Raw genomic sequence first — 24557 nt, forward strand, 5'->3', positions numbered from 1 at the left:
GAAGCCGTCCTGCTGCCCCCTCGGGTCTCCGTCCCCCGACCCGAGGGGGCGTCCGTCATTCCGCGCCCAACGAGCGCCGCAGGAAGCCGAGTTCGTGCCGGAGCAGGTTCTCCACCGTCGCTTCGTCGGTCGGCCGGTGTCCGGCGCCGCGCAGCGGCAGGACTTCGTGCGGGCGGCCGGCGGCGAGGAGGGCGGCAGAGAGCCGCAACGCGTGGACTGGGAAGACGTTGTCGTCGGCGAGGCCCTGGACCAGGAGGAGGGGGCGGCTGAGCTTCGGGGCCTCGGTGATCAGGTCGCAGGAGTCGTAGTGCTCGGGGTGCTCGTCCGGGTGGCCGAGGAAGCGTTCCTGCCAGTGGGTGTCGTACAGCCGCTGGTCGGTGGGCGCGGCCCCGGCGGAGGCGGCGTGGAAGACGTCCGGGCGGCGCAGCACCGCGAGCGCGGCGAGGAAGCCGCCGTAGGACCAGCCGCGGATGCCGACCCGGCTGAGGTCGAGCAGTCCGGGGCGCAGCCGGGCGGTCTCGTGCAGGCCCTCGATCTGGTCCTCCAGGGCCGGCCCGGCCTTGTCGCCCCAGATGGTCTTCTCCCAGCGCGGCCCGCGTCCCGGGGTGCCGCGGCCGTCCACCACGAGCACCGCGAAGCCCTGGTCGGCGAACCACTGCGAGACCAGGCCGAACCACGGGTCGCCGGTGGTGACCTTCTGCATGGCCGGCCCGGCGTACGGGTCGAGGAGTACGGGCAGCGGGGCACCCCCGGGCCGGTGGCCGGTGGGCAGGAAGAGGTGGGCGCGCAGCTCGCGCGGGCCGAGGCGGAGCGGTTCGGGGCGGGCGGTGACGACGGGCGGTTCGGCGTACGAGGCGAGGGGGAGGGGCGGACCGTCGGCCCGAAGGACGGTGGTGCGGGCGCCGTCGGTGAGCACCAGCGTGCCGCCCCGTTCGACGCCGCTGTGCAGTCCGGGTCCGCTGCTCAACCGCCGTATGCCGGAGCCCGGTTCGTACGACCACAGGTGGGTCTCGGTGGGTTCCTCGGAGGCGGTGAACAGCACCCGCTCGCCCACCGTCCCGTGGACGCCCCGCAGTTGCAGGCCCGCCGGGGTGACGGGTTTGCCGTCGACGGTCAGCTGCCGGGTGTCCTGGTGGTCGGCGGTGTCGACCAGCGCCCCGCCCGCCGTGCGGACCGGCAGCCCGGGCAGCAGCTCGACCCAGTGCGGGTCGGTCCGCTCGGCGAGCACCCGGGTCGTGCCGTCCGCCCCGATCGCCAGCGTGCGGACGGCGCGCTGGTCGCGGCTCTGCACGGCGGCGTACGGCCCGTGGTCGTCCCAGCCGGCGGCGGTGAGGTACTCGAAGGCGGCGCGGTCCCAGCGGACCTCCGTACGGGTGCGCCGGCCGTCGAGGCCGAGCAGCCAGAGGGTGACCTCGGCGTTGGCGGTGCCGGCCGGCGGGTAGCGGACGGCGCGCGGGGAGCGCCCCGGGTCGGCGGGGTCCGCGAGGAACCACCGGGCGACAGCCCGTTCGTCGACCCGGGCCGTGAGCAGCGCGGTGCCGTCGGGGGACCACCAGTACCCGCGGTCGCGGTACATCTCGCCGACGGCGACGTACTCGGCCAGGCCGTAGCTCACGTCCTCGGCCTCGGGTTCGGCCACCGCGCGGTCGTCCGTGCTGTCCGCGTCCGCGGAGACCACCCGCAGGGCGCCGCCGCTGACGTAGGCGATCCGGCGGCCGGTCGGGTCGAGCCGCACCTCCTGCGGTTCGCGGGCGGTGGCGATCGGGCGGGCCGAACCGGAAGTGCCGTCGGCCAGCCACAGCGTGCCGTCCAGCGCGAAGGCGGCGTACCGGCCGGTGGTGTCGGTGCTGTACGAGGCGATGCCGCCGGTGCTGCCGAGCGTGCTCGGGTCGATGACCAGCCGCTCCTCGCCGGTCGCGGTGTCCAGGGCCCAGAGGCAGCGGACCGGGTCGGCGCCGCCCCGGCTGCGCAGGAAGAGCACGGTGGCGCCGTCGGCGGTGGGCGCGGCCTGGGCGGGGGCCCCGAGCGTGAAGCTCCGGGTGCGGGCCAGTTGCCGGGGGAGGGAGTCGGTGGTCATGCCGGGGACCATAGGCACACTCGGTGCGGCCCCGTCGAGGCAATAAATCGGCCGGAAACGGCCGGGGCCGCCGCGGATCTCAGGAATCCACGGCGGCCCCGGGGCCTCAGCGGCCCGGCCTCATCGGAGCGGCGTCAGCGGACGTCGCCCATGAGCGACTGGACGCGCTTGCGGTAGCTGTAGACCGCGAAGCCCGCGAGGCACGCGAGGGCGGCCTGCATTCCGATGATGCCGGTGCCGTCCAGGTTGACGCCGGCCAGCGACAGGAGGCTGGTGGTGCAGTCACCGGCGGTGACGGCGAGGAACCAGACGCCCATCATCTGGGAGGCGTACTTCTGCGGCGCCATCTTGGTGGTGACCGAGAGGCCGACCGGGGAGAGGCACAGCTCGCCGATGGTCTGGATCATGTAGATCGAGACCAGCCACATCGGGGAGACCTTGGTGCCGTCGCCCGCCATGTTCATCGGGACGATGAAGATGAAGAACGAGGCGCCGATCAGGACCAGGCCCATCCCGAACTTCGTGATGGTGTTGGGCTCCTTGTTGCGGCGCGACAGCCACAGCCACAGCCAGGCGAAGACCGGCGCGAGCGCCATCACGAACAGCGGGTTCAGCGACTGGTACCAGGTGGACGAGAAGCCGAGGCCGAGGACCTTGTCCGCGGTGTTCTTGTCCGCGAACAGGGACAGGGTGGACCCGCCCTGGTCGTAGATCATCCAGAACGCGGCGGCCGCGACGAAGAACCAGATGTAGGCGGTCATCTTGGACTGCTCGCCGGCGTCCAGCTGCTTGTCGCGCTTTATGCGGACCAGCACGACGACCGGGATGGCCAGACCCGCGATGGTCAGCGGGACGAGGGCCCAGTTCAGGGTGTAGACACCGAGCGCGACGACGGCGGCGTAGAAGACGACGCCCGCGAGGATCACGGCGCCGGCCTTCATCAGCAGGTTCTTGCGCTCCGCGGCCTGCAGCGGGTTGGGGACGACGCTGCTCTTCGGGCTCAGGTGGCGGGTGCCCATGAGGAACTGGGTCAGGCCGAGGCCCATGCCGACCGCGGCCAGCGCGAAGCCCAGGTGCCAGTTGTACTCCTTGCCGACCGTTCCGATGATGAACGGGGCGGCGAAGGCGCCGAGGTTGATGCTCATGTAGAAGACGGTGAAACCACCGTCGCGGCGCGGGTCCTCGGGACCGTTGTACAGGTGGCCGACCATCGTGGAGATGTTGGCCTTGAGCAGTCCGGAGCCGACCGCGACCAGGAGCAGGCCGACGAAGAACGCCGCCTGGCCCGGGACGGCCAGTGCGAGGTGGCCCGCCATGATCACGAAACCGGCGACGGTGACGGTCTTGCGGGCGCCCCAGACCCGGTCGCCGAACCAGCCGCCCGGGTACGCCATGAGGTAGACCATGGAGACGTAGACGGAGTAGATGGCCGTGGCCATCGTCGCCTTCATCGCGAGGCCGCCGCCCTGGCTGCCGGCTGCCGCGTCGGCACCGCCGGAGACCAGGTAGTAGATCAGCAGGGCGCGCATGCCGTAGTAGGAGAAGCGCTCCCACATCTCGGTCATGAACAGCGTGGCGAGGCCTCGGGGGTGCCCGAGGAAGGTCTTGCCGCTGGGGGAGGCCGACGCGAGGTCGGCGGCCCGGGTGGTAGACGCCATGTGTAGTCGTTCCTTGCCTGACAGCGTCCGCCTTGGGGGGTGGCGGCGGACGAGGACTTGAACCACTCTACGTGGCGATATTTGGCGTTATCAGATGACAAACATTGCGAATCGCTCTGCTTAATAACAAAGTTGGCAACAGATCTGCCCGATCGATCCATGGTAGATGGGCGCGTCTTCCTTCGGTTCAAAGATCCAAGCGGGGATTCTTCGCCGAACGGCCGGTCGGCGACGCTCCGTTGGCCCTCGACGGCCCCTTCTATAACGATCACCGTCTGTGAACTAGCTCACAGGGGGTACGGGCATACGCGGGACGACTACCATCACCACATGACCTGTGTGCTGCTCGCCGAGGACGATCCGGCGATCTCCGAACCTCTCGCCCGGGCCCTGCGACGCGAGGGCTATGAGGTGCTCGTCCGCGAGGACGGGCCGACCGCACTCGCCGCCGGCCTCACCGAGGAGGTCGACCTCGTCGTCCTCGACCTCGGCCTGCCCGAGATGGACGGCCTCGAGGTCTGCCGCCGCCTGCGCGCCGACGGCAAGAGCTGCCCCGTCCTGGTGCTCACCGCCCGCGCCGACGAGGTGGACACCGTGGTCGGCCTGGACGCCGGTGCCGACGACTACGTGACCAAGCCCTTCCGCCTGGCCGAGCTGCTCGCCCGCGTCCGGGCCCTGCTCCGGCGCGGCAACGTCGACCAGCTCACCACCGGCGCGCACGGAGTGAAGATCGACATCGAGTCCCACCGCGCCTGGCTCGGCGAGGAGGAGCTGACCCTCTCCGCCAAGGAGTTCGAGCTGCTGCGCGTCCTGGTCCGCGACGCCGGCCGGGTGGTCACCCGCGAGGAGATCATGCGGCAGGTCTGGGACACCACCTGGTGGACCTCGACCAAGACCCTGGACATGCACATCTCCTGGCTCCGCAAGAAGCTCGGCGACGACGCGGCGAACCCGCGCTACATCGCCACGGTGCGCGGGGTCGGCTTCCGGTTCGAGAAGAATTAGCCGCGTCCGGAGATCATGGCCGGGCGGCGGCCGACGCAGTGGAACACCTCGGGGAGCAGCAGCGTGAAACGCAGGATGATCAACTCGCTGCTGGTCGTCGTCCTGGTGGTCGTCGTGGTGTTCTGCGTGCCGCTCGCCCTGGTCGAGAAGCGCAGCATCGTCGACGCCGCCCAGGACCGGGTGGACGCGACCGCCGTCCGGGTGCTCGCCCTGGTCGAGAGCCGGCTCGCCGCCGGTGAGTCGGTCAAGGAGGGGCGGGTCTTCGAGAGCCAGGTCACCGAGGGCAGCTACGTCGAGGTGCAGATCCCCGGCCAGCAGGTGCTCTCGGCCGGCCGCCCGCCCGCCGGGAACCACCTGCTGCGGGCCGCCGAACACGGCACCAGCGGCGAGATCGTCACCGTCGAGCAGTCCCGCGAGGACGTCGACCACGAGATCGCCAACAACCTGCTGCTGCTCGGCGTGGTCGCCCTGCTGGCCGTCCAGGCCGCCGTCGCGCTCGCCGTCTGGCAGGCCAAGCGACTCGCCCGGCCGCTCACCGACCTCGCCGAGACCGCCGAACGGCTCGGCTCCGGCGACCCGCGCCCGCGCAACCGCCGGTACGGGGTGCCCGAACTCGACCGGATCGCCGAGGTGCTGGACACCAGCGCCGAGCGGATCGCCCGGATGCTCACCGCCGAACGCCGGCTCGCCGCCGACGCCTCGCACCAGCTGCGCACCCCGCTCACCGCGCTCTCGATGCGGCTGGAGGAGATCACCGCCCTCGCCGAGGAGCCGGAGACCGTCAAGGAGGAGGCGACCATCGCCCTCCAGCAGGTCGAACGGCTCACCGACGTCGTCCAGCGGCTGCTCACCACCCAGCGCGACCCGCGCAGCCCTACCGCCGTCGCCTTCGACCTGGACGAGGTGATCAAGCAGCAGGTGGAGGAGTGGGGCCCGACGCTGCGCGAGCAGGGCCGGGTGCTGTCCCTGGAGGGCCTGCACGGGGTCACCGCGGTCGGCACCCCGGGGACGGTCGCCCAGGTGCTCGCCACCCTGATCGAGAACTCACTGATGCACGGCGCCGGGACGATCACCCTGCGGGTGCGGCCCTCCGGCACCTCGGCGGTGGTCGAGGTGCAGGACCAGGGCGCCGGAGTGCCGGCCGACCTCGGCAACCGGGTGTTCGAGCGGGCCGTCAGCGGCCGCAACTCCACCGGCATCGGCCTGGCCGTCGCCCGCGACCTCGCGGAGGCGGACGGCGGGCGGCTGGAGCTGCTCTCCTTGAAGCCCCCGGTGTTCGCGCTGTTCCTCGGGCGCAGCCACGAGGACTGAGCGGGGTACGAGGGCTACGCGGGCCACGAGGACGGAGCCGGGCGCGCGGACCGGGCGGGGTCAGCGGGCCCCGTCGAGCCGGACGTCGCGGACCACGTCGAGGTCGGTGAAGGTGGGCGGCGCGTCGCAGAGCGCCACCATCTCGCGGAAGATCCGGTCCGTCTCGGGGAGCTTCGAGTTGCGCATCGCCTCCTCGTAGGAGGGGAACTCCACGATCTCCACCACGTGGCGGGCATCCGAGCGGTCGGTGCCGACGACCGCGTGCGAGGCGGTCCGGCGGCCCTTGGTGGCCTCGACCCAGGTGTCCATGAGCCGGTTGAGGTCGTCGAGCCGGTCGGTCTTGCAGTCGATGATCTGGACGAACGCCATGGCGAGCCTCCTGGGACCCCCTCGGCCTCTCGATCGTCCGCGGGCCGTGCTCGCCCTCGGTCACCACTGTCCTCTCGCGGGGGCGGACCCGGCAAGGGGAGGGGGAGGGGCGGTCGCCGAGTGGCTACTCGGCCTTGGCGTAGCGGATCTGCTCGGCGGCCAGCATCAGCTCGGCCTGGGCGGCCAGCTCCCGGCCGTCGGCGGCCTCTGCGGCGTCCCCGGTCCGTGCGGTCTGTGCGGTCTGTGCGGCGTGTGCGGCCTGCGGGCTCGGCACGTTCGGTACGGGGGCCGTCTCGGGCAGCGCCTTGAAGACCCAGGTGCGGTACGAGACGAAGCGGAACACGGTGGCGATGGCGAGGCCGACGACCTTGGCGCCCATCTTCTCGAAGTTCGAGTCCAGGCCCAGCACGTACTGGGAGAAGCCGAGCACACCGGTCTCGATCAGCATGCCGAAGCCGCTGAACACCAGGAAGAGGGTGATCTCCCGCTTGCGGGAGTCGGCGTCGCGGTCCCGGTACAGCCAGTACCGGTAGCCGAGGTAGTTGGTGGCGATCGCGATCACCGTGGCGGCGATGTTGGACCGCAGCGAGGCGATGCCCAGGCCGATGTTGCAGACCCAGAAGACGGCGAAGTTGACCACGACCCCGCTCAGGCCGACGATGCCGAACTTCACGACCTCGCCCCTGATCCCACGCACCTTCTGCATGAGTGAGGGGTTCGAAGCTGTGGTCGTCGCCATACCGGGTGGCCTCCATGTACCTGCGGGGAAAAGGGCGTCCCACTGGGCCGGGGACACCCCTTGAGCCCTGCGTGCACGCACATGATCCGACCGCGCGGACGAGGACCTAGCCGTCCAGGCTACCCGCTTCCACCGAACGGCTCAGCCGTCCGGGGGAGGGGTTGACATCTACGCGCGTCCACTACTCACACCCCCACCGCGGCTCCATGGCCCCCCACCGGCCCGGATATCCTGGCGAGGTGACTTCCCCGGGCAATGTGAATTTTCCAGTGGTGGGCATGATCGGCGGCGGGCAGCTGGCCCGCATGGCACACCAGGCGGGCATCCCGCTCGGGGTCAGGTTCAAGCTCCTCGCCGACACCCCCCAGGACTCCGCCGCACAGGTGGTCTCCGACGTCGTCCTCGGTGACTACCGCGACCTCGACACCCTGCGCCGCTTCGCGGCCGGGTGCGACGTGATCACCTTCGACCACGAGCACGTCCCCACCGAGCACCTGCGGGCCCTGGAGGCCGACGGCATCGCCGTCCGCCCCGGCCCGGAGGCGCTGGTCAACGCCCAGGACAAGGGCGTGATGCGGGCCAAGCTCGACTCCATCGGGGTGCCCTGCCCCCGGCACCGGATCGTCGCCGACCCGGCCGACGTCACCGCCTTCGCGAACGAGGGCACCGGCTACCCCGTCGTGCTCAAGACCGTCCGCGGCGGCTACGACGGCAAGGGCGTCTGGGTCGTCGACGACGAGCGGGAGGCCCAGGCGCCGTTCCTGGCCGGCGTCCCCGTGCTGGCCGAGGAGAAGGTCGACTTCGTCCGCGAGCTGGCCGCCAACGTGGTCCGCTCGCCCAGCGGCCAGGCCGTCGCCTACCCGGTCGTCGAGAGCGTCCAGGAGAACGGCGTCTGCGCCGAGGTCACCGCCCCCGCGCCGGACCTCGACCCCGCCCTGTCCGACGAGGCCCAGCAGCTCGCCCTGCGGATCGCCGGCGACCTCGGCATCGTCGGCCACCTCGCCGTCGAGCTGTTCCAGACCCGGGACGGCCGGATCCTGGTCAACGAGCTGGCCATGCGCCCGCACAACTCCGGGCACTGGACCCAGGACGGCGCGGTCACCTCGCAGTTCGAGAACCACCTGCGGGCCGTCCTCGACCTCCCGCTCGGCGACCCCCGGCCGCGCGCCAAGTGGACCGTCATGGTCAACGTCCTCGGCGGCGACTACCCGGACATGTACCACGCCTTCCTGCACTGCATGGCCCGCGACCCCGGGCTGCGGATCCACATGTACGGGAAGGACGTGAAGCCCGGCCGCAAGGTCGGCCACGTCAACGTCTTCGGGGACGACCTCGACGACGTCCGCGAGCGCGCCCGCCACGCGGCCGCCTACCTGCGAGGAACGATCACCGAATGACCAACCCTCTTGTCGGCATCGTGATGGGTTCGGACTCCGACTGGCCGGTCATGGAGGCCGCCGCCCAGGCCCTGGACGAGTTCGAGATCCCGTACGAGGTGGACGTCGTCTCCGCCCACCGGATGCCCCGCGAGATGGTCGCGTACGGCGAGCAGGCCCACGGGCGCGGCCTCAAGGCGATCATCGCCGGCGCCGGCGGCGCGGCCCACCTGCCGGGCATGCTGGCCTCCGTCACCCCGCTGCCGGTCATCGGCGTGCCCGTGCCGCTGCGCTACCTGGACGGCATGGACAGCCTGCTGTCGATCGTCCAGATGCCGGCCGGCGTGCCGGTGGCGACCGTCTCGGTGGCCGGCGCGCGCAACGCGGGCCTGCTCGCGGTGCGGATGCTCGCCGCCTTCGACCCGGAACTCACCGAGAAGATGACCGAGTTCCAGGCCGAGCTGAACAACCAGGCCACCGAGAAGGGCAAGAAGCTCCGCGCCAAGGTGGCCGGCTCCTCGTCCTTCGGCTTCGGCAAGTAGGCCGCCCGGCGGGGTGGGGTAGAACAGCCCGTATGACTTCCGACTCCCTCACCCCGCAGGACCGATCGGATCTTCCGGACCCTTCGGGCCTTCCGGACCGCCTGGACCGCGCCCGCGCCCTGCTGCGCACCGCCCCCGTGGTGGACGGCCACAACGACCTCCCCTGGGCGATGCGCGAGCAGGCCGGGTACGACCTCGGCGCGCTCGACCTCGCCGCCGACCAGAGCGAGCGCTTGCACACCGACCTCGCCCGCCTCGCCGAGGGCGGGGTCGGCGCGCAGTTCTGGTCCGTCTACGTGCCCACCTCGCTGGCCGGCGACCACGCCGTCAGCGCCACCCTGGAGCAGGTCGACTTCGTCCACGCCCTGGTCGAGCGCTACCCGGACCGGCTGCGCCTGGCCCGCACCGCCGCCGACATGGAGGCCGCCCGCGCCGAGGGCCGGATCGCCTCGCTGATGGGCGCCGAGGGCGGCCACTCGATCGACTGCTCGCTCGCGACCCTGCGCGCCCTGTACGAACTCGGCGTGCGCTACCTGACGCTCACCCACAACGACAACGTGCCGTGGGCCGACTCCGCGACCGACAAGCCGGTGGCCGGCGGGCTGACGAAGTTCGGCGAGGAGGTCGTCCGGGAGATGAACCGGCTCGGCATGCTGGTCGACCTCTCGCACGTCTCCGCCGACACCATGCGGGACGCCCTGCGGGTCACCGAGGCGCCGGTGGTCTTCTCGCACTCCTCCGCGCGCGCGGTCTGCGAGCACCCCCGCAACATCCCGGACGACGTGCTGGCCCAGCTGCCCGCCAACGGCGGCGTCGCGATGGCCACCTTCGTCCCGAAGTTCATCCTCCCCGCCGCCATCGAGTGGACCCTGGCCGCCGACGAGAACATGCGCGCCCACGGCTTCCACCCGCTGGACACCACCCCGCCCGCGATGGAGCGCCAGCGCGCCTTCGAGGCCGCCAACCCGCGCCCGATCGCCACCCCGTCGACCGTCGCCGACCACCTCGACCACATGCGCGAGGTCGCCGGCATCGACCACATCGGCATCGGCGGCGACTTCGACGGCACCGCCTTCCTGCCCGACGGCCTCGACTCGGTGGCCGGCTACCCCAACCTGGTCGCCGAACTCCTCGGCCGCCACTGGTCGGAGGCCGACCTGGCCAAGCTCACCTGGCACAACGCCGTCCGCGTCCTGCGCGACGCCGAGTCGGTCGCCGCCACGCTGCGCGCCGACCGCCGGCCCTCCATCGCCACCATCGCCCAGCTCGACGGCTGATCCGAGCCTTCTAACCCAGCCGCGGGATCTCGATGGCCGGGCACCTGTCCATCACCATCGAGACCCCGGCGGCCCTGGTCCGGTCGTACGCGGCCTCGTCGACGACCCCGAGCTGGAACCAGACCGCCTTCGCACCGACCGCCACCGCCTGGTCCGCGACCTCCCCGGCCAGCGCGCTGTTCACGAACACGTCCACCACGTCGACCGGGAACGGGATCTCGGCCAGCGAGGCGTACCCGGGCTCGCCGAGGACGGTCTCGGCCTTGGGGTGCACCGGGACGATCCGCTTGCCGTGGCGCTGGAGCACCTGCGCCACGCCGTAGGCGGCCCGGGCGGTGTTGGTGGACAGCCCGACCACCGCCCAGGTGTCGCCGCTTCCGGTGAGGATCTCGCGGACGGTCGCGCCGTCGCCGTAGGTCGTCATGCCGGTGCCAACGACGGGCGCGGGCGAGGGATTCCGGGGGCTCAGGTGTTGAACGCGTCGAGCTTGACCCGGGCGGTGCCGTCGGCCTCGTAGTCGGCCCGCAGGCGCAGGACGGTGGCCTGCTCGGCCGGGCGGGAGCCGTCGGTCTCGTGGGCGTTGCCGAAGCCCAGGCCCGCGGACGTGTCGGTGTCGAGGCGGACGCGGGGGAAGGCGGCGGCCAGCCGGGCGGCGAGGTCGGTGCGGGGCATCCGGAACTCGGCGGTGTAGCCCCGCTCCTGCCAGCCGCCGTTGTCGGCGCAGGTGGCTCCGGTGGCCTCGGCGGGCAGCGAGCCGCCGGCGAAGGCCATCACCTTCGAGCAGTCGGCCGCGGCCGGGCTGCCGTCCCAGTTCGCCAGTGCGTACCCGGCGTAGGCGACGGGTGCGAGGACGGCGGCCGCCGCCGTGGAGCCGATCAGCCACCGGTACCGCTTGCGCATGAGGGTCCCCCCGGTCTCCGCAGTGTTCGTCGGAGGATCTTCGCATGCGACGTGAACGTGTTCGAAGGAGTCCGGGCGCGCAAACGCCCGCCCCGGGGGAGCCGGGGCGGGCGGTGCGGTGCGGTGCGGGCGGTGCGGGGCCGGGCGTCAGCTGGGGCGGCCCAGGGCGCGGTAGGTCCAGCCGGCGGCGCGCCAGGCGTCCGCGTCGAGGACGTTGCGGCCGTCGAGCAGTCGGCGCTCGGCCACCACGGCGCCGAGCTCGGCCGGGTCGAGCGCACGGAACTCGGCCCACTCGGTGAGGTGGAGGACGACGTGGGCGCCCTCGGCGGCCTCCAGGGCGGAGTCGGCGTAGGCCAGGGAGGGGAACATCTTGCGGGCGTTCTCCACGGCCTTCGGGTCGTAGACGGTGACCTGGGCGCCCTGGAGCTGGATCTGGGCGGCCACGTTGAGCGCGGGGGAGTCCCGGATGTCGTCCGAGTTGGGCTTGAAGGCGGCGCCGAGGACGGCGACCCGGCGGCCCAGGAAGCCGCCGCCGCACTGCTCGCGGGCCAGTTCGACCATCCGCGAGCGGCGCCGCATGTTGATCGAGTCAACCTCGCGCAGGAAGGTCAGCGCCTGGTCGGCGCCGAGTTCGCCGGCCCGGGCCATGAAGGCGCGGATGTCCTTGGGCAGGCAGCCGCCGCCGAAGCCGAGGCCGGAGTTGAGGAACTTGCGGCCGATCCGCTCGTCGTGCCCGAGCGCGGTGGAGAGCAGCGTGACGTCCGCGCCGGCCGCCTCGCAGACCTCGGCCATCGCGTTGATGAAGGAGATCTTGGTGGCCAGGAAGGAGTTGGCGGCGGCCTTCACCAGCTCGGCGGTCGCGTAGTCGGTGACCAGGAACGGCACCCCGGCCGCGATCGGCTCCGCGTACACCTCGCGCAGCAGCCGCTCGGCCCGCTCGCTGTGGGCGCCGACCACGATCCGGTCCGGCCGCAGGGTGTCCTGGACGGCGAAGCCCTCGCGCAGGAACTCGGGGTTCCAGGCGAGTTCGGCGCCCGCGCCGACCGGCGCCAGCGCGGCCAGCCGCTCGGCCAGCCGGGCCGCCGAGCCGACCGGGACGGTGGACTTGCCGACCACCAGGGCCGGGCGGGTCAGGTGCGGTGCGAGCTCGTCGATCGCGGTGTCCACGTACGACATGTCGGCGGCGAACTCGCCCTTGCGCTGAGGGGTGTTGACGCAGACGAAGTGGACGTCCGCGAACTCCGCGGCCTCCTTGGCGGAGGTGGTGAAGCGCAGCCGCCCGGTCGAGCCCTCGTGCCCGGCCACGTGCTTGAGCAGCAGCTCGGACAGGCCCGGCTCGTACATCGGGACCCGGCCCGCGGTGAGCGTCGCGATCTTCTCGGGATCGATGTCCAGACCCAGCACCTCGAAGCCGAACTCGGCCATCGCGGCGGCATGCGTGGCGCCGAGGTAGCCGGTGCCGATCACGGAGATGCGGAGGGTCACGGGTTCCCCTTGAGTTGCGGGTTCGGCCAGTAGAGGGTGCCCCTGATGCTATCCGTCCCGCCCGGGTCGGTACGGATCGCCCGCTCGCCGAGGACGCTAGGCAGCCGCAGGTCGGAGCCCTAGGATCTCTACTGAACGGTAGTTAACCGCGATTCGACTCGGATCCGACGCCGATCGGACAACGGTCTGCGTCGGCCACTGGACGACGAGGCAGGCATCATGGCGGGCAGCGCAGGGGCGGCTGACTTCGATCTCTTCCGTATCTCCGAGGAGCACGGGATGCTCCGTGAGGCGGTGCGTTCGCTGGCCGAGGCGAAGATCGCTCCGTTCGCGGCGGAGGTGGACGAGCAGGGCCGGTTCCCGCAGGAGGCGTTGGACGCGCTGACGGGCAACGATCTGCATGCGGTGCACGTGCCGGAGGAGTTCGGTGGTGCGGGGGCGGACGCGTTGGCGACGGTGATCGTGATCGAGGAGGTCGCGCGGGTGTGCGGCTCGTCGTCGTTGATCCCGGCGGTGAACAAGCTGGGGTCGTTGCCGGTGCAGCTGTCGGGTTCGGAGGAGTTGAAGGCGAAGTACCTGGGGGCGCTGGCGCGGGGCGAGGGGATGTTCTCGTACTGCCTGTCGGAGCCGGAGGCGGGTTCGGACGCGGCGGGGATGAAGACGCGGGCGGTGCGCGACGGTGACTTCTGGGTGCTGAACGGGGTGAAGCGCTGGATCACCAACGCGGGGGTGTCGGAGTTCTACACCGTCATGGCCGTCACGGACCCGGAGAAGCGTTCGAAGGGGATCTCGGCGTTCGTGGTGGAGAAGGGCGATGCGGGGGTGTCGTTCGGGGCTCCGGAGCGGAAGTTGGGGATCAAGGGGTCGCCGACGCGTGAGGTGTACTTCGACAACGTGCGGATCCCGGCGGACCGGATGATCGGTGCGGAGGGCACGGGCTTCGCGACGGCGATGAAGACGCTGGACCACACCCGGGTGACGATCGCCGCGCAGGCGGTGGGTATCGCGCAGGGTGCGTTGGACTACGCGAAGGGCTACGTCCAGGAGCGTAAGCAGTTCGGGAAGGCGATCGCGGAGTTCCAGGGTGTGCAGTTCATGCTGGCGGACATGGCGATGAAGCTGGAGGCCGCGCGGCAGATGACGTACGTGGCGGCGGCGAAGTCGCAGCGTGGGGACGCGGATCTGACGTTCTTCGGTGCGGCGGCGAAGTGTTTCGCGTCGGACGTGGCGATGGAGGTGACCACGGACGCGGTGCAGTTGCTGGGTGGTTACGGGTACACGCGGGACTACCCGGTGGAGCGGATGATGCGGGACGCGAAGATCACCCAGATCTACGAGGGCACCAACCAGGTCCAGCGGATCGTGATGGCCCGCAACCTGCCGTAGTCGCCCGGTCCTTCGAAACGGCCCCCGACCGCCGCCGTGCGGTCGGGGGCCGTCGGCCGTCCGGCTGTTCGTCCGGCTGTTCGTCCGGCGTCGAACCCTCCTGGACGAGCGGGCTGCCGGATGTCATAAATGATCGTCAACTCGTTTGCCGAGCACGATCATTGCGGGAGTCCACGGATCATGAGCAGCACCCCCGAGCAGCGCACCGACGGCAAGGTCTGGCTGATCACCGGCGCCAACTCCGGCTTCGGCCGGGCCATCGCCGAGGCCGCCCTGGCGGCCGGCGACACCGTGGTCGCGGCGGCCCGCCGCCCCGAGGAGCTGGCCGAACCGGCCGCCGCCCACCCGGGCCGGCTGGTCCCGGTGCGGCTGGACGTCACCGACCAGGAGCAGATCCTCGCCGTGGTCGCCGAGACCGTGCAGCGGCACGGCCGGATCGACGTCCTGGTCAACAACGCCGGGCGCGGCGTGATCGGCGCCGTCGAGGAGACCACCGACGCCGAGCTGCGCGACCTCATGGAGCTGCACTTCTTCGGCCCGGCCGCGCTCACCCGGGCCGTACTGCCGCACATGCGGGCCCGGGGCACCGGCGCCGTGGTGCAGATGAGCAGCATGGGCGGCCGCTTCTCCTTCCCCGGCGTCGGCGCCTACTCCGCCACCAAGTTCGCCCTGGAGGGGCTCTCCGAGGCGCTGGCCCAGGAGGTGGCTGGCTTCGGGATCAAGGTGCTGGTCGTCGAGCCGGGCGCGTTCCGGACCGGCTTCGCGGGCGGCGGCGCGCTGGCCCACTCCGCCCCGATCGAGGCCTACGAGCCGCTGGTCGGCCCGGTCCGCACCGGCCTGCCGGACTCCGACGGCAAGCAGCCGGGGGACCCGGCGAAGGCCGCCGCGGCGATCCTGGCCGCGCTGGCCGCCGAGCGGACCCCGCTGCGGCTGGCGCTCGGCACCGACGCGGTGGACGCCGTCCTCGGCAACCTGGACGGTGCCCGCCAGGAGGCCGAGGCCTGGGCGGCGGTCGGCCGCGGCACCGACTTCCCGGCCGGGAGCTGACCTCTTGCCCCGGCGGCCCGCTGGGGTAAACCGGGCGACGACGGGCAGCCCGGCTGCCTAGGCTGCCCGCCATGCGCACCACGACCGACACGCTCGGCCTCGCCCGGCTCACCCCCGAGAACATCGACGCCGCCCTCGCCCTGCGGGTCCGGCCCGACCAGGAGGGCCTGGTCGCCCCGGTGGCGAAGTCGCTGGCCGAGGCGTACGTGTACGGGGACACGGCCTGGCCCCGGCTGATCCTGGACGGCGGCCGGCCGGTCGGCTTCGTGATGGCCTTCTTCGACATCCGCTTCCACCCCGAACGGCCCGACGACCGCCCCCGTTCCGGCCTGTGGCGCCTGCTGGTCGACGCCGGGCAGCAGGGCGGCGGCTACGGCCGGTTCGCGGTCGAGCAGGTCTGCGCGGAGATCCGCCGCCGCGGCGGCACCCGGGCGACGGTCACCTACCACCCGGGCCCGGACGGCCCGGCCGGGTTCTACGCCCGGCTGGGCTTCCGGCCCACCGGCGAGCTGAGCGGCGACCAGGACGTGGCGGAGGTCGAGTTGTAGGGGACCTTGTCCGGGCCGGCTCAGTCGAGCAGCGCGGCCGCCTGCTCCCGGGCCTGCCGCAGCCACTCGGCGCGCTCGGCGGCGGGGGCGCCGGTGACGGTGCGGAACACCGTCCGCCGGACGTCGGCGACGCCGACGTACGGCAGCACGCAGGCCGCCCAGATCCGCTCCAGCGGGTCGCCGAACTCCTCGCGCTCCCGGGCCTCGGGGGTGTCCGAGGTGTTCAGCACCAGGGCCCGCCCGGCGCGCAGCAGTCCGGCGGGTTCGCCGTCGGCGGTGCCGAGCTTGTACGCGACGCCGGGGGCCAGTACCCGCTGCACCCAGCCCGCCAGGACCGCGGGCGGCATGCCCCACCAGTTGGGGTGGATCAGTACCAGGGCGTCCAGGGTGGCCACCTCGGCGCGGTGCGCGGCGAGTTGCGGGTCGGTGGCGGTCCCGGCGTCGTCGACCGTGCCGGTCTCCCCGGCGGTGAGCAGCGGTGCGAACCCGTCGGCGTACAGGTCGTGCGCCCGCACCTCGCAGCCGCGCCCGCGCAGTTCGTCCACCACGGCCTGGTACAGCGCGTGGTTGAAGCTGCCCGGCCGCGGATGCGCCAGGTAGACCCCGATCCGGTTCATGTTCCGCCCCCCTCAGGCTGGTTGGAGGCCGATGCTACTGGCCGGCCGTTCCGGTCGCGGCCCGTGGGGAGCCCGTCGACGCCCGGTACTGTGTGCACACGCACGCAACCTCGGTACGATGAACGGCATGGACCGTGCCGATCTCTCCCTGGGCCCCCTGTCGGAGCAGGACCACGCCTTCTACGGCCTGGTCTGGGCCGGCGCCACGCTGGCCGCCCGGGTGGACCGGGAACTCGCCCGGGTGCACGGTCTGCCGCTGTCCTGGTTCGAGGTGATGCTCTGGCTGGCCGGGCAGCGGGAGCCGGTGGCGGCCTCCGACCTCGGTGCCAAGACCATGCTGAGCCGCAGCCAGGTCTCCCGGGTGGTGGACGCCCTGGCCGGGCGCGGGCTGGTGGCCCGGACGCCCTCGGCCTCGGACGCGCGCTCGGTGCGGATCGAGCTGACCGAGCAGGGCCGTGCGCTCTTCGCCGAGGCGGACGCCACCCGGCGGGCCGCCCTGGCCCCGGTGTTCACCGACCGGCTGGACCCGGCGGACATCGCCGCCCTGGAGACGGTCTGGCGCAAGCTCAAGGCCTGAGCCCCACCGGCGGCCGCCCGACGCCGGGCCGGCGAGCGGGACAAGCGGGATAACACGCCGCCGTGACCTCGCGCCCTACGGGGGTGGCGCGCGACGCGCGGCCGCTCGTGCCATGATCCCTGCATGGGTTCCAACGTTTTCTTCGACATCACCATCAACGACGAGCCGGCGGGCCGCATCGTCTTCAAGCTGTACGACGACGTCGTCCCGAAGACCGCGCGCAACTTCCGCGAGCTGGCCACCGGCCAGAACGGCTTCGGCTACGAGGGCTCCGGCTTCCACCGCGTGATCCCCGCCTTCATGCTGCAGGGCGGTGACTTCACCAACCACAACGGCACCGGTGGCAAGAGCATCTACGGCGAGAAGTTCGCGGACGAGAACTTCCAGATCAAGCACACCCGCCCGGGCCTGCTGTCGATGGCCAACGCCGGCAAGAACACCAACGGCTCGCAGTTCTTCATCACCACCATCGTCACCGACTGGCTGGACGGCAAGCACGTCGTCTTCGGCGAGGTCGTCGAGGGCATGGACATCGTGACGAAGATCGAGGGCCTCGGCTCGCAGAGCGGCCGCACCTCGGCCGTCATCAAGATCGCCAAGTCCGGCGAGGTCGAGTCCGTCTGACCGCAGCCCTCCTGGGCCCCTGACGCACGCCACCGCCCCGGAGCGGGGAGTCGGATCTGCCGATCTCCCGCTCCGGGGCGGTGGCCGTCTCCCGTGGCGTCTTCCGTGGTGCCTCCCACGGTGTCTCCCGGGGCGCGTCCTAGGCCGAAGGACCGATGCCGCACCCCCGCCGCCCGGGTGGAGAATGGGCGGGTGGATCATGAAAATGCGTACGAGGGGCCGGTCCCGGCCGTGCGGACGGCCTACCTGGAGCGGATCGGGGTGCCGGATCCCGGGGAGCCGTCGGTGGCGGGCCTGGCGCGCTTGCAGGAGGCCCATCTGCGGGCCGTCCCGTTCGAGAACCTGAGCGTCCACCTCCGCGAGCCGATCGTGCTGGACCCGGCGGCGCTGGTGGCGAAGGTCGTGGACCGGCGGCGCGGTGGCTTCTGCTACGAACTCAACGGCGCCTTCGCCGAGTTGCTGACGTCGCTGGGCTACCGGGTGAGCCTGCTGGCCGCCCGGGTGTTCGACGGGGAGCGGCCCGGGCCGCCGTTCGACCACCTGGCGCTGCGGGTCGACCTGGACGAACCCTGGCTGGTCGACGTGGGGTTCGGCCGGTTCACCCGGCACCCGGTGCGGCTGGACGGGCGCGCGGCCCAGACCGACCCGCACGGTACGGCGCTGCTGCGGCCGTACGGCGACGACGGCGACCTGGACGTCCTGCTGGACGGGGTGCCGCAGTACCGGATCGGCCGGCACCCGCACCCGCTGTCCGACTTCACCCCGACCTGCTGGTGGCACGCGACCTCGCCGAAGTCCCCGTTCGCCCGGGGGACCACCTGCTCGATGCTCGCCGCGGACGGCGGGCGCACCACCCTCAACGGCACCCGGCTGGTCCGCACCGCCCCGGACGGCACCCGCACCGAGGAGGAACTCACCGGCGCCGCCGCGCTGTCCGCGTACCGCGAGCACTTCGGCATCGTGCTCGACCGGCTGCCGGGAGCCGTCCCGGCCTGAACGGGCGCGGGGGCCCGTCCGTCGGACGGGCCCCCGCGCGGCTACTTGAACTCGGGTGCCGCTACTTGAACTCGGGTACCGCGGTGTCGTTCTTGAACGCCTCGAAGACCTGCTTGGACTTGGCGGCGTCCCACTGCACCGCCGACTCGCCGGTCTTGGTGTGGTAGTCGGCGTTGCCGATCGGGACGGTCATGGTCTTGCCGCCGCCGCCGTTGACGTCCTTCATGGCGAGGAAGAGCGAGCCCAGGTCGGTCAGCCCGCAGTCGTCGTCGACGATCAGGGTGCCGAGCGCCGAGTCGACCAGCGGGTAGAAGGTGAACGGGTTGAGCACGGTGCCCGGGGAGGCGGCCTGGTGGGCGAGGGCGCCGAGGAACTTCTGCTGGTTGCGCATCCGGCCGAGGTCCTGGTCGGCCATCTGGTGGCGCTGGCGGACGAAGGCCAGGGCCTGGGTGCCGTTGAGGGTCTGGTCGCCGGCCTTGAGGTCGAGGCCGGAGTCCTTGTCCTTGATGTCCTGGTCGATGTGCATCTCGACGCCGCCGACGGAGTCGACGATGCCCGCGAACCCGGCGAAGCCGATCTCGGCGTAGTGGTCGATGCGGATGCCGGTGTTCAGTTCGACGGTCTGCACCAGGAGGCGGCCGTTGCCGGTGGCGAAGGCCGAGTTGATCTTCGAGGTGGTGGCCTTGACGGTCTTCCCGGCGCTCGTCCTGAACTCGGGGATCGGCACCCAGGAGTCGCGCGGGATGCTCATCAGCGTGTTCCCGTTGTCCCCGATGTGCAGGATCATCATCGAGTCGCTGCGCTTGCCCTCGACGTCGTGGCCGGTGTGCATGGTGTCCATCTGGGACTCGCTGAGGCCCTCGCGGCTGTCGGAGCCGACGATCAGCCAGTTGGTGCCCTTGCCGGCGGCCGGGCGGCCCGGGTAGCCGGCCAGCACGTTGTCGTGGTTGAGCTTGGAGTCCGCCCAGAACCAGGTGGACACGGAGGTCACCATGACGGCGATCAGCAGGCCGAAGACCGTCCACTTGACGATCCGCCGCCGCGGCCAGCGCCGGGACTGCGCGCCGCCCGGCCGCGCACCGGCGGGACCACCGGGGCCGCCGGGGCCACCGGGCCGACCCGGTCCGCCCGGGCCGCCGGGGCCCGGCCGTCCGGGGCCGCCGGGGGTGCCCTGCGGCGGGACGCCGCCGAGCCGGTGCGGGGGCTCCGGCTGCCGGGGCGCGGGCGCGCCGGCCCCGCGCGGGTTGAGGGAGGCCGGCAGCGGTCGCTCGGACGCCGGGCCGCCGCCGTTGCCTCCGTAGGGGTTGCCTCCGCCGCCCGGGCGGCCCTCCTGCCACGTGTTCATGCCGTCGAGGATGCCCGACCCCGGTCCGGCTGACTCCCCCCGGGGTCCCTGCCAGGCCTCTTGTAGCAGTTTTGATGCACGTACCGGATCGTTCCGGCGTGAAATGCGCCCGTCACCCCCGTTCCGCTTGCTGAAACGTTCCTTGACCGGTTCGAACGCACCGTGTTTGCATTTCGACATGGATCAGAGTCGGGCACTCACGCGTCGGCGCCACGTCGACCTCCAGCGTGTGTCCGGTTCGCTCTGTCGTCGCTGAAGCGCGCCCGTCGAGACCCCCGACCCGCTTCCAGCCAGAGGTGAACCCATGGCCACCGTCCTGTCCGTTTCCGGCTCCCCGTCCGCGACCTCCCGCACCACCCGGCTGCTGCGCCACGTCGACGCGCGCCTGGTGGACCGCGGCCACCACGTCATCCCCTTCGAGGCCCGCAGCCTGCCCGCGCAGGCCCTGCTGTCCGGCGACTTCGACCACCCCGGGATCGTCGCCGTCACCGAGCTGTTCGCCCGCGCCGACGGCGTCGTCATCGGCACCCCCGTCTACAAGGCCGCCTACTCGGGCCTGCTCAAGGCCCTGCTGGACGTGCTCCCGCAGTACGCGCTGGCCGGCAAGGCCGTCCTGCCGCTGGCCACCGGCGGCTCGCCCGCGCACGTCCTCGCCGTGGACTACGCGCTGCGCCCGGTGCTCAGCTCGATGGGCGCCGGCCACATCACCCAGGGCTGGTTCGTGCTCGACCGCCACATCACCGCCGGGGAGGACGGCCGGACCCTCGTCGAGTGCGAGACCGACGCCCAACTCGTCCCCGTCGTGGAGGGGTTCGCCGACGCCCTGGAACGGCTGGCCGCGCCGGTGCTGACCGGCTGAGCCGCCGGCGGGCCCGACCCCGTACGGGGCGTCCCCGAGAAGGCCCGCGGCGCCCCCTAGGGGGAGGGGGCGCCGCACCCGTAGAACCTTGGTTGCAGCGCTTCATTCCGACGGAGGACGAGCCGACCGGGACCGGCTCCTAACGTGGTTCCTACATCCCCGCCCCGCAGTGCGCGGCCCGATCCGATCGGGTCCGCCGGCCGACCGCGTCGGAAGGGTGGGGGTCGACGGGTGGGCCACTTCTTAGGAGACTCCAGTGACGACGGCAGCAGCCGTGTACGACCCCCAGCTTCCCGGCGGACCGTCCGCCGTCGCCGCCTCGGCCCGCCAGGTGACCAAGGCCTACGGTTCGGGCGAGACCAGGGTCACCGCGCTCGACGCGGTCGACGTGGACATCCAGCGCGGCCGCTTCACCGCGATCATGGGCCCCTCCGGCTCCGGCAAGTCGACCCTCATGCACTGCCTGGCCGGGCTGGACACGGTCACCAGCGGACAGATCCGGATCGGCGACACCGAGATCACCGGCCTCAAGGACAAGCAGCTGACCCGCCTGCGCCGGGACAAGATCGGCTTCATCTTCCAGGCGTTCAACCTGCTGCCGACCCTGAACGCGCTGGAGAACATCACGCTGCCGATGGACATCGCCGGCCGCAGACCCGACCAGGCCTGGCTGGACCAGGTGGTGGAGACCGTCGGCCTGGCCGGCCGGCTCAAGCACCGCCCCACCCAGCTCTCCGGCGGCCAGCAGCAGCGCGTCGCGGTGGCCCGCGCCCTGGCCGCCCGCCCCGAGATCATCTTCGGCGACGAGCCCACCGGGAACCTGGACTCCCGGGCCGGCGCCGAGGTGCTGACCTTCCTGCGCCGCTCGGTGGACGAACTGGGCCAGACCATGGTCATGGTCACCCACGACCCGGTCGCCGCCGGCTACGCGGACCGCGTGCTCTTCCTCGCCGACGGCGTGATCGTCGACGAGATGCACGCGCCGACCGCCGACTCCGTCCTCGAACGCATGCGCCGTTTCGACGGCAAGCGCACCAGCTGACGGCGGGACGACGAAACCATGCTGCTCAAGACCTCACTGCGGAGCTTCTTCGCCCACAAGGGCCGGATGGCGCTCTCGCTCATCGCCGTCGTGCTGTCGGTCGCCTTCGTCTCCGGCACCCTGGTGTTCTCCAACACCGCCACCAGCACCTTCTCCAAGCTGTTCGCCGCGACCGCCTCCGACGTCTCGGTCCAGCCGCCCAAGCCCGCCGACGACGAGGACCCGCAGGCCGGCAACAAGCCCGCCACCGTCCCGGCCGCGCTCGCCCAGCGGATCGCCGGGCTGCCCGGCGTGAAGACCGCCGTCGGCCAGGTGATGGTCGGCAACGCGATCCTGGTCAACCCGGCCACCGACAAGCTCGTCGGCCCGACCAGCGGCGCACCCACCCTGGTCGGCAACTGGACCGACACCCCGCGCAACGCGGTGAAGCTCACCTCCGGGCACGTCCCGCAGAACTCCGGCGAACTGGTGCTGGACGCGGACACCGCCAAGAAGGCCAAGCTGGCCGTCGGCGACCGGATCCGGGTCGACAACGCGGGCGGGCAGCACCCGTACACGATCGTCGGCATCGCCACCTTCACCACCACCAACCCCGGTGCGGCGCTGGCCTTCCTGGACACCCCGACCGCCCAGCAGGTGCTGCTCGGCGAGCAGGCCTACACCTCCGTCGAGGCCTACGGCGACGGCAGCCGCAGCGACGACCGGCTCAAGGCCGACGCCCTCGCCGAGGTCGGCGGCGGCTACCAGGTCAAGACCGCGACCGAGCAGAAGGACGAGAACACCAAGTCCATCGGCAGCGGCCTCGACTTCATGAAGTACGCGATGCTCGGCTTCGCCGGGATCTCGCTGATCGTCGGCGGCTTCCTGATCATCAACACCTTCTCGATGCTGGTCGCCCAGCGCACCCGCGAGATCGGCCTGCTGCGCGCCATCGGCGGCAGCCGCGCCCAGGTGAACGGCTCGGTGCTGGTCGAGGCACTGATCCTGGGCGTGCTCGGCTCGACCCTCGGGGTGGCGGTCGGCCTCGGCGTCGCCGTCGGCCTGATCAAGCTGATGAACGCGATCGGCATGGACCTCAAGGCGAGCGACCTGGTGATCGGGCCCGACGTCTTCGCGGCCGGCTACGCGGTCGGCGTCCTGATCACCGTGATCGCCGCCTGGATCCCGGCCCGCCGGGCCAGCCGGATCGCCCCGATGGCCGCCCTGCGCGACCACGGAACCCCGGCCGAGGCCCGCTCCAACGTCGTCCGGACGATCCTCGGCGTGCTGCTCACCGGCGGCGGCGCCGGCCTGCTGGTGCTCGCCGGCACGGCGGACAAGGCGGGCACCGGCGGGCAACTCCTGGGCCTGGGCCTGCTGCTCACCCTGATCGGCTTCGTGGTGCTCGGCCCGCTGCTGGCCACCGTCGTCATCAAGGTGCTCGGCGCCCTGCTCCCGGCCCTGTTCGGGCCCTCCGGAAAGCTCGCCCAGCGCAACGCGATGCGCAACCCGCGCCGGACCGGTGCCACCGCCGCCGCGCTGATGATCGGGCTGGCGCTGGTGATCGGCTCCTCGGTGTTCAGCGCCTCGGCGGTGACGTCGGCGAGCGAGCAGATCGACAGGTCGGTGGGCGTGGACTACATCATCGGCGGCGGCCCGACGGGCGTCACCGGGGAGATGATCGACGCGGTGAAGCGGACCCCGGGCATCGACCACGTCACGACCCAGGAGAACTTCCAGAGCGCCAAGGTCCGGCTGTCCGGCGGACAGAGCGCCAAGACGGACCTCACGGCGGTGCCGGCCACGTTCTTCGGCACGGACTTCCACCCCACCGTCAGCTCCGGCGCCGTCGACTCGATCGGCCGCGGCTCGCTCGGGATCGGCGAGAACTTCGCCAAGGACCACGGCCTCAAGGTCGGCGACCAGGTGACCGTCGACTACGGCAAGGGCCGCACCCAGACCCTGCCGGTGGGCGTGGTGTTCCAGAAGGGCGGACTGCTGGGCGACGGGACCTTCGTCGACCTGGACACCGCGACCAAGGTGGTCCCGGCCGCCGAGCAGCCTCCGGTCCGGACCTTCTTCGCCAAGGCCACCCCGGGCACCGACGTCGCCAAGACGCTCACCGCCCTGGAGGACGCGCTGCGGCAGTACCCGCAGCTGACCGTCAAGGACCAGGCCGGCTACAAGGAGCTCGTGCAGTCCCAGGTCAACACCCTGCTCTACCTGATCTACGGCCTGGTCGGCCTGTCGATCACCGTCGCGGTGCTCGGCGTGGTCAACACCCTGGCCCTCTCGGTGGTGGAGCGGACCCGCGAGATCGGCCTGCTGCGGGCGATCGGGCTCTCCCGCCGCCAGCTGCGCCGGATGATCCGCCTGGAGTCCGTGGTGATCGCCCTGTTCGGCGCCGTGCTCGGCACCGGGCTGGGCCTGGCCTGGGGCGTCACCGCCCAGCGGGTGCTGCGGGACCAGGGCCTCGGGACGCTCTCCGTCCCGACCACCACGGTGGTGGTGACGCTGGTCTCCTCGGTGGTGATCGGTCTGGTCGCCGCCCTCGTACCGGCCTTCCGGGCCGGACGGATGAACGTCCTCGCGGCCATCGCGACGGACTGACCCGGCGACGGGGGACGTCGGGTCACCCCACGGGGGAACGGGGGAACCGGGGGGGAACGGGGGGCGGGGGGCGGGTGCGCACGAGCACCCGGCCCCCGCCCCGGGCCGGGCGCCCGCCGGTGCCCGGGCCCCCCCAACCCCCCCCCAATGCGCACGGGTCCCCCGCCCGGGGGGGCCCGGGCGCCCGG

The 24557-nt window shown here is 72.1% G+C and carries 23 protein-coding genes and 1 pseudogene; 15 read left to right on the forward strand and 9 right to left on the reverse strand.

Translation table 11 applies throughout. The features are described from left to right. Positions 1-55: 55 nt before the first annotated feature. Positions 56-2077 (reverse strand): prolyl oligopeptidase family serine peptidase, encoded by a 2022-nt coding sequence (locus tag ACFV8H_RS29640; RefSeq protein ID WP_380406024.1) that lies wholly within the window; start codon positions 2075-2077, stop codon positions 56-58. A gap of 134 nt (positions 2078-2211) precedes the next feature. Next, complete coding sequence (locus ACFV8H_RS29645) at positions 2212-3735, reverse strand: peptide MFS transporter (RefSeq protein ID WP_380406027.1); 1524 nt, start codon at positions 3733-3735, stop codon at positions 2212-2214. Positions 3736-4065: 330 nt separating this feature from the next. Between ACFV8H_RS29645 and ACFV8H_RS29650 the strand changes: the two genes are divergently transcribed. Continuing rightward, positions 4066-4740: a response regulator transcription factor gene (locus ACFV8H_RS29650; RefSeq protein WP_030290974.1), complete on the forward strand. Its 675-nt coding sequence runs from the start codon at positions 4066-4068 to the stop codon at positions 4738-4740. Between the two features lie 63 nt (positions 4741-4803). Beyond that, a complete protein-coding gene (locus ACFV8H_RS29655) occupies positions 4804-6051 on the forward strand; it encodes an ATP-binding protein (protein WP_380406030.1) in 1248 nt (415 codons plus the stop codon). A gap of 66 nt (positions 6052-6117) precedes the next feature. On the opposite strand, the pseudogene ACFV8H_RS29660 reads toward ACFV8H_RS29655, so the two are convergent. Both ACFV8H_RS29660 and ACFV8H_RS29665 read right to left on the reverse strand, forming a co-directional pair. After that, a pseudogene (locus ACFV8H_RS29660) lies at positions 6118-6420 on the reverse strand (ester cyclase); the annotation flags it as partial. Positions 6421-6544: 124 nt separating this feature from the next. Further along, positions 6545-7126 (reverse strand): GtrA family protein, encoded by a 582-nt coding sequence (locus ACFV8H_RS29665; protein ID WP_380406033.1) that lies wholly within the window; start codon positions 7124-7126, stop codon positions 6545-6547. Between the two features lie 290 nt (positions 7127-7416). Between ACFV8H_RS29665 and ACFV8H_RS29670 the strand changes: the two genes are divergently transcribed. From ACFV8H_RS29670 to ACFV8H_RS29680, 3 genes are read left to right on the forward strand one after another with little or no spacing between them, the layout of a single operon-like run. Continuing rightward, on the forward strand, positions 7417-8556 hold the full coding sequence (locus ACFV8H_RS29670) for a 5-(carboxyamino)imidazole ribonucleotide synthase (protein WP_375894794.1): 1140 nt from the start codon (positions 7417-7419) through the stop codon (positions 8554-8556). Next, positions 8553-9077, forward strand: a complete 525-nt coding sequence (gene purE / locus ACFV8H_RS29675; protein WP_380406040.1) for a 5-(carboxyamino)imidazole ribonucleotide mutase — start codon at positions 8553-8555, stop codon at positions 9075-9077. Before ACFV8H_RS29670 ends, purE begins: the two co-directional genes overlap by 4 nt. A gap of 32 nt (positions 9078-9109) precedes the next feature. Continuing rightward, positions 9110-10354 (forward strand): dipeptidase, encoded by a 1245-nt coding sequence (locus ACFV8H_RS29680; protein ID WP_380406043.1) that lies wholly within the window; start codon positions 9110-9112, stop codon positions 10352-10354. Between the two features lie 10 nt (positions 10355-10364). Here ACFV8H_RS29680 and ACFV8H_RS29685 read toward each other — a convergent pair whose 3' ends face one another. From ACFV8H_RS29685 to ACFV8H_RS29695, 3 genes are all read right to left on the reverse strand, one after another. Further along, the gene (locus ACFV8H_RS29685; protein WP_380406046.1) at positions 10365-10778 is read right to left on the reverse strand and encodes a CoA-binding protein; all 414 of its coding nucleotides are present in this window, start codon (positions 10776-10778) and stop codon (positions 10365-10367) included. Between the two features lie 41 nt (positions 10779-10819). Next, positions 10820-11254: a hypothetical protein gene (locus ACFV8H_RS29690; RefSeq protein ID WP_380406049.1), complete on the reverse strand. Its 435-nt coding sequence runs from the start codon at positions 11252-11254 to the stop codon at positions 10820-10822. A 147-nt stretch (positions 11255-11401) separates the two neighbouring features. Further along, a complete protein-coding gene (locus tag ACFV8H_RS29695; RefSeq protein WP_375894807.1) occupies positions 11402-12739 on the reverse strand; it encodes a UDP-glucose dehydrogenase family protein in 1338 nt (445 codons plus the stop codon). 219 nt (positions 12740-12958) lie between these two features. Between ACFV8H_RS29695 and ACFV8H_RS29700 the strand changes: the two genes are divergently transcribed. The 3 genes from ACFV8H_RS29700 to ACFV8H_RS29710 all read left to right on the forward strand — a co-directional run bounded on the left by ACFV8H_RS29700 (position 12959) and on the right by ACFV8H_RS29710 (position 15720). Beyond that, a complete protein-coding gene (locus ACFV8H_RS29700) occupies positions 12959-14125 on the forward strand; it encodes an acyl-CoA dehydrogenase family protein (protein WP_380406052.1) in 1167 nt (388 codons plus the stop codon). Positions 14126-14305: 180 nt separating this feature from the next. Next, entirely contained in the window at positions 14306-15172 is an 867-nt protein-coding gene (locus ACFV8H_RS29705) for an oxidoreductase (protein WP_380406055.1), read from the forward strand. A gap of 71 nt (positions 15173-15243) precedes the next feature. Continuing rightward, on the forward strand, positions 15244-15720 hold the full coding sequence (locus ACFV8H_RS29710) for a GNAT family N-acetyltransferase (RefSeq protein WP_380406058.1): 477 nt from the start codon (positions 15244-15246) through the stop codon (positions 15718-15720). Positions 15721-15740: 20 nt separating this feature from the next. Here the strand turns inward: ACFV8H_RS29710 and ACFV8H_RS29715 are convergent, their stop codons facing one another. Beyond that, the gene (locus tag ACFV8H_RS29715) at positions 15741-16337 is read right to left on the reverse strand and encodes an NAD(P)H-dependent oxidoreductase (RefSeq protein WP_380406061.1); all 597 of its coding nucleotides are present in this window, start codon (positions 16335-16337) and stop codon (positions 15741-15743) included. A 127-nt stretch (positions 16338-16464) separates the two neighbouring features. Here ACFV8H_RS29715 and ACFV8H_RS29720 point away from each other — a divergent pair, with 127 nt between their 5' ends. From ACFV8H_RS29720 to ACFV8H_RS29730, 3 genes are all read left to right on the forward strand, one after another. Then, positions 16465-16914: a MarR family winged helix-turn-helix transcriptional regulator gene (locus ACFV8H_RS29720; protein ID WP_380406064.1), complete on the forward strand. Its 450-nt coding sequence runs from the start codon at positions 16465-16467 to the stop codon at positions 16912-16914. Positions 16915-17037: 123 nt separating this feature from the next. Further along, positions 17038-17538: a peptidylprolyl isomerase gene (locus ACFV8H_RS29725; protein ID WP_380406067.1), complete on the forward strand. Its 501-nt coding sequence runs from the start codon at positions 17038-17040 to the stop codon at positions 17536-17538. Between the two features lie 192 nt (positions 17539-17730). Further along, positions 17731-18534 carry an arylamine N-acetyltransferase gene (locus ACFV8H_RS29730; RefSeq protein WP_380406070.1) on the forward strand — a complete coding sequence of 268 codons (804 nt, stop codon included), beginning with the start codon at positions 17731-17733 and terminating at the stop codon, positions 18532-18534. A 61-nt stretch (positions 18535-18595) separates the two neighbouring features. Here ACFV8H_RS29730 and ACFV8H_RS29735 read toward each other — a convergent pair whose 3' ends face one another. Further along, a complete protein-coding gene (locus ACFV8H_RS29735) occupies positions 18596-19879 on the reverse strand; it encodes an LCP family protein (RefSeq protein WP_380406073.1) in 1284 nt (427 codons plus the stop codon). A 178-nt stretch (positions 19880-20057) separates the two neighbouring features. On the opposite strand from ACFV8H_RS29735, the gene ACFV8H_RS29740 reads away from it, so the two are divergent. The 4 genes from ACFV8H_RS29740 to ACFV8H_RS29755 all read left to right on the forward strand — a co-directional run bounded on the left by ACFV8H_RS29740 (position 20058) and on the right by ACFV8H_RS29755 (position 24369). Continuing rightward, a complete protein-coding gene (locus tag ACFV8H_RS29740; protein WP_350517968.1) occupies positions 20058-20135 on the forward strand; it encodes a putative leader peptide in 78 nt (25 codons plus the stop codon). 48 nt (positions 20136-20183) lie between these two features. Next, positions 20184-20738 (forward strand): NADPH-dependent FMN reductase, encoded by a 555-nt coding sequence (ssuE, locus tag ACFV8H_RS29745; RefSeq protein ID WP_360244294.1) that lies wholly within the window; start codon positions 20184-20186, stop codon positions 20736-20738. Between the two features lie 256 nt (positions 20739-20994). Further along, positions 20995-21780, forward strand: a complete 786-nt coding sequence (locus tag ACFV8H_RS29750; protein ID WP_350509632.1) for an ABC transporter ATP-binding protein — start codon at positions 20995-20997, stop codon at positions 21778-21780. Positions 21781-21798: 18 nt separating this feature from the next. Next, positions 21799-24369, forward strand: a complete 2571-nt coding sequence (locus tag ACFV8H_RS29755) for an ABC transporter permease (RefSeq protein WP_380406077.1) — start codon at positions 21799-21801, stop codon at positions 24367-24369. Positions 24370-24557 lie beyond the last annotated feature (188 nt).

Source organism: Kitasatospora sp. NPDC059827 (assembly GCF_042731675.1).
Classification (GTDB): domain Bacteria; phylum Actinomycetota; class Actinomycetes; order Streptomycetales; family Streptomycetaceae; genus Kitasatospora.

Coding starts and splice junctions, on each gene's coding strand:
- ACFV8H_RS29640 (WP_380406024.1), bottom strand. CDS start 2,077: ATGACCACCGACTCCCTCCCCCGGCAACTGGCCCGCACCCGGAGCTTC.
- ACFV8H_RS29645 (WP_380406027.1), bottom strand. CDS start 3,735: ATGGCGTCTACCACCCGGGCCGCCGACCTCGCGTCGGCCTCCCCCAGC.
- ACFV8H_RS29650 (WP_030290974.1), top strand. CDS start 4,066: ATGACCTGTGTGCTGCTCGCCGAGGACGATCCGGCGATCTCCGAACCT.
- ACFV8H_RS29665 (WP_380406033.1), bottom strand. CDS start 7,126: ATGCAGAAGGTGCGTGGGATCAGGGGCGAGGTCGTGAAGTTCGGCATC.
- purE (WP_380406040.1), top strand. CDS start 8,553: ATGACCAACCCTCTTGTCGGCATCGTGATGGGTTCGGACTCCGACTGG.
- ACFV8H_RS29680 (WP_380406043.1), top strand. CDS start 9,110: ATGACTTCCGACTCCCTCACCCCGCAGGACCGATCGGATCTTCCGGAC.
- ACFV8H_RS29685 (WP_380406046.1), bottom strand. CDS start 10,778: ATGACGACCTACGGCGACGGCGCGACCGTCCGCGAGATCCTCACCGGA.
- ACFV8H_RS29690 (WP_380406049.1), bottom strand. CDS start 11,254: ATGCGCAAGCGGTACCGGTGGCTGATCGGCTCCACGGCGGCGGCCGCC.
- ACFV8H_RS29700 (WP_380406052.1), top strand. CDS start 12,959: ATGGCGGGCAGCGCAGGGGCGGCTGACTTCGATCTCTTCCGTATCTCC.
- ACFV8H_RS29705 (WP_380406055.1), top strand. CDS start 14,306: ATGAGCAGCACCCCCGAGCAGCGCACCGACGGCAAGGTCTGGCTGATC.
- ACFV8H_RS29710 (WP_380406058.1), top strand. CDS start 15,244: ATGCGCACCACGACCGACACGCTCGGCCTCGCCCGGCTCACCCCCGAG.
- ACFV8H_RS29715 (WP_380406061.1), bottom strand. CDS start 16,337: ATGAACCGGATCGGGGTCTACCTGGCGCATCCGCGGCCGGGCAGCTTC.
- ACFV8H_RS29720 (WP_380406064.1), top strand. CDS start 16,465: ATGGACCGTGCCGATCTCTCCCTGGGCCCCCTGTCGGAGCAGGACCAC.
- ACFV8H_RS29725 (WP_380406067.1), top strand. CDS start 17,038: ATGGGTTCCAACGTTTTCTTCGACATCACCATCAACGACGAGCCGGCG.
- ACFV8H_RS29735 (WP_380406073.1), bottom strand. CDS start 19,879: ATGAACACGTGGCAGGAGGGCCGCCCGGGCGGCGGAGGCAACCCCTAC.
- ACFV8H_RS29740 (WP_350517968.1), top strand. CDS start 20,058: ATGGATCAGAGTCGGGCACTCACGCGTCGGCGCCACGTCGACCTCCAG.
- ssuE (WP_360244294.1), top strand. CDS start 20,184: ATGGCCACCGTCCTGTCCGTTTCCGGCTCCCCGTCCGCGACCTCCCGC.
- ACFV8H_RS29755 (WP_380406077.1), top strand. CDS start 21,799: ATGCTGCTCAAGACCTCACTGCGGAGCTTCTTCGCCCACAAGGGCCGG.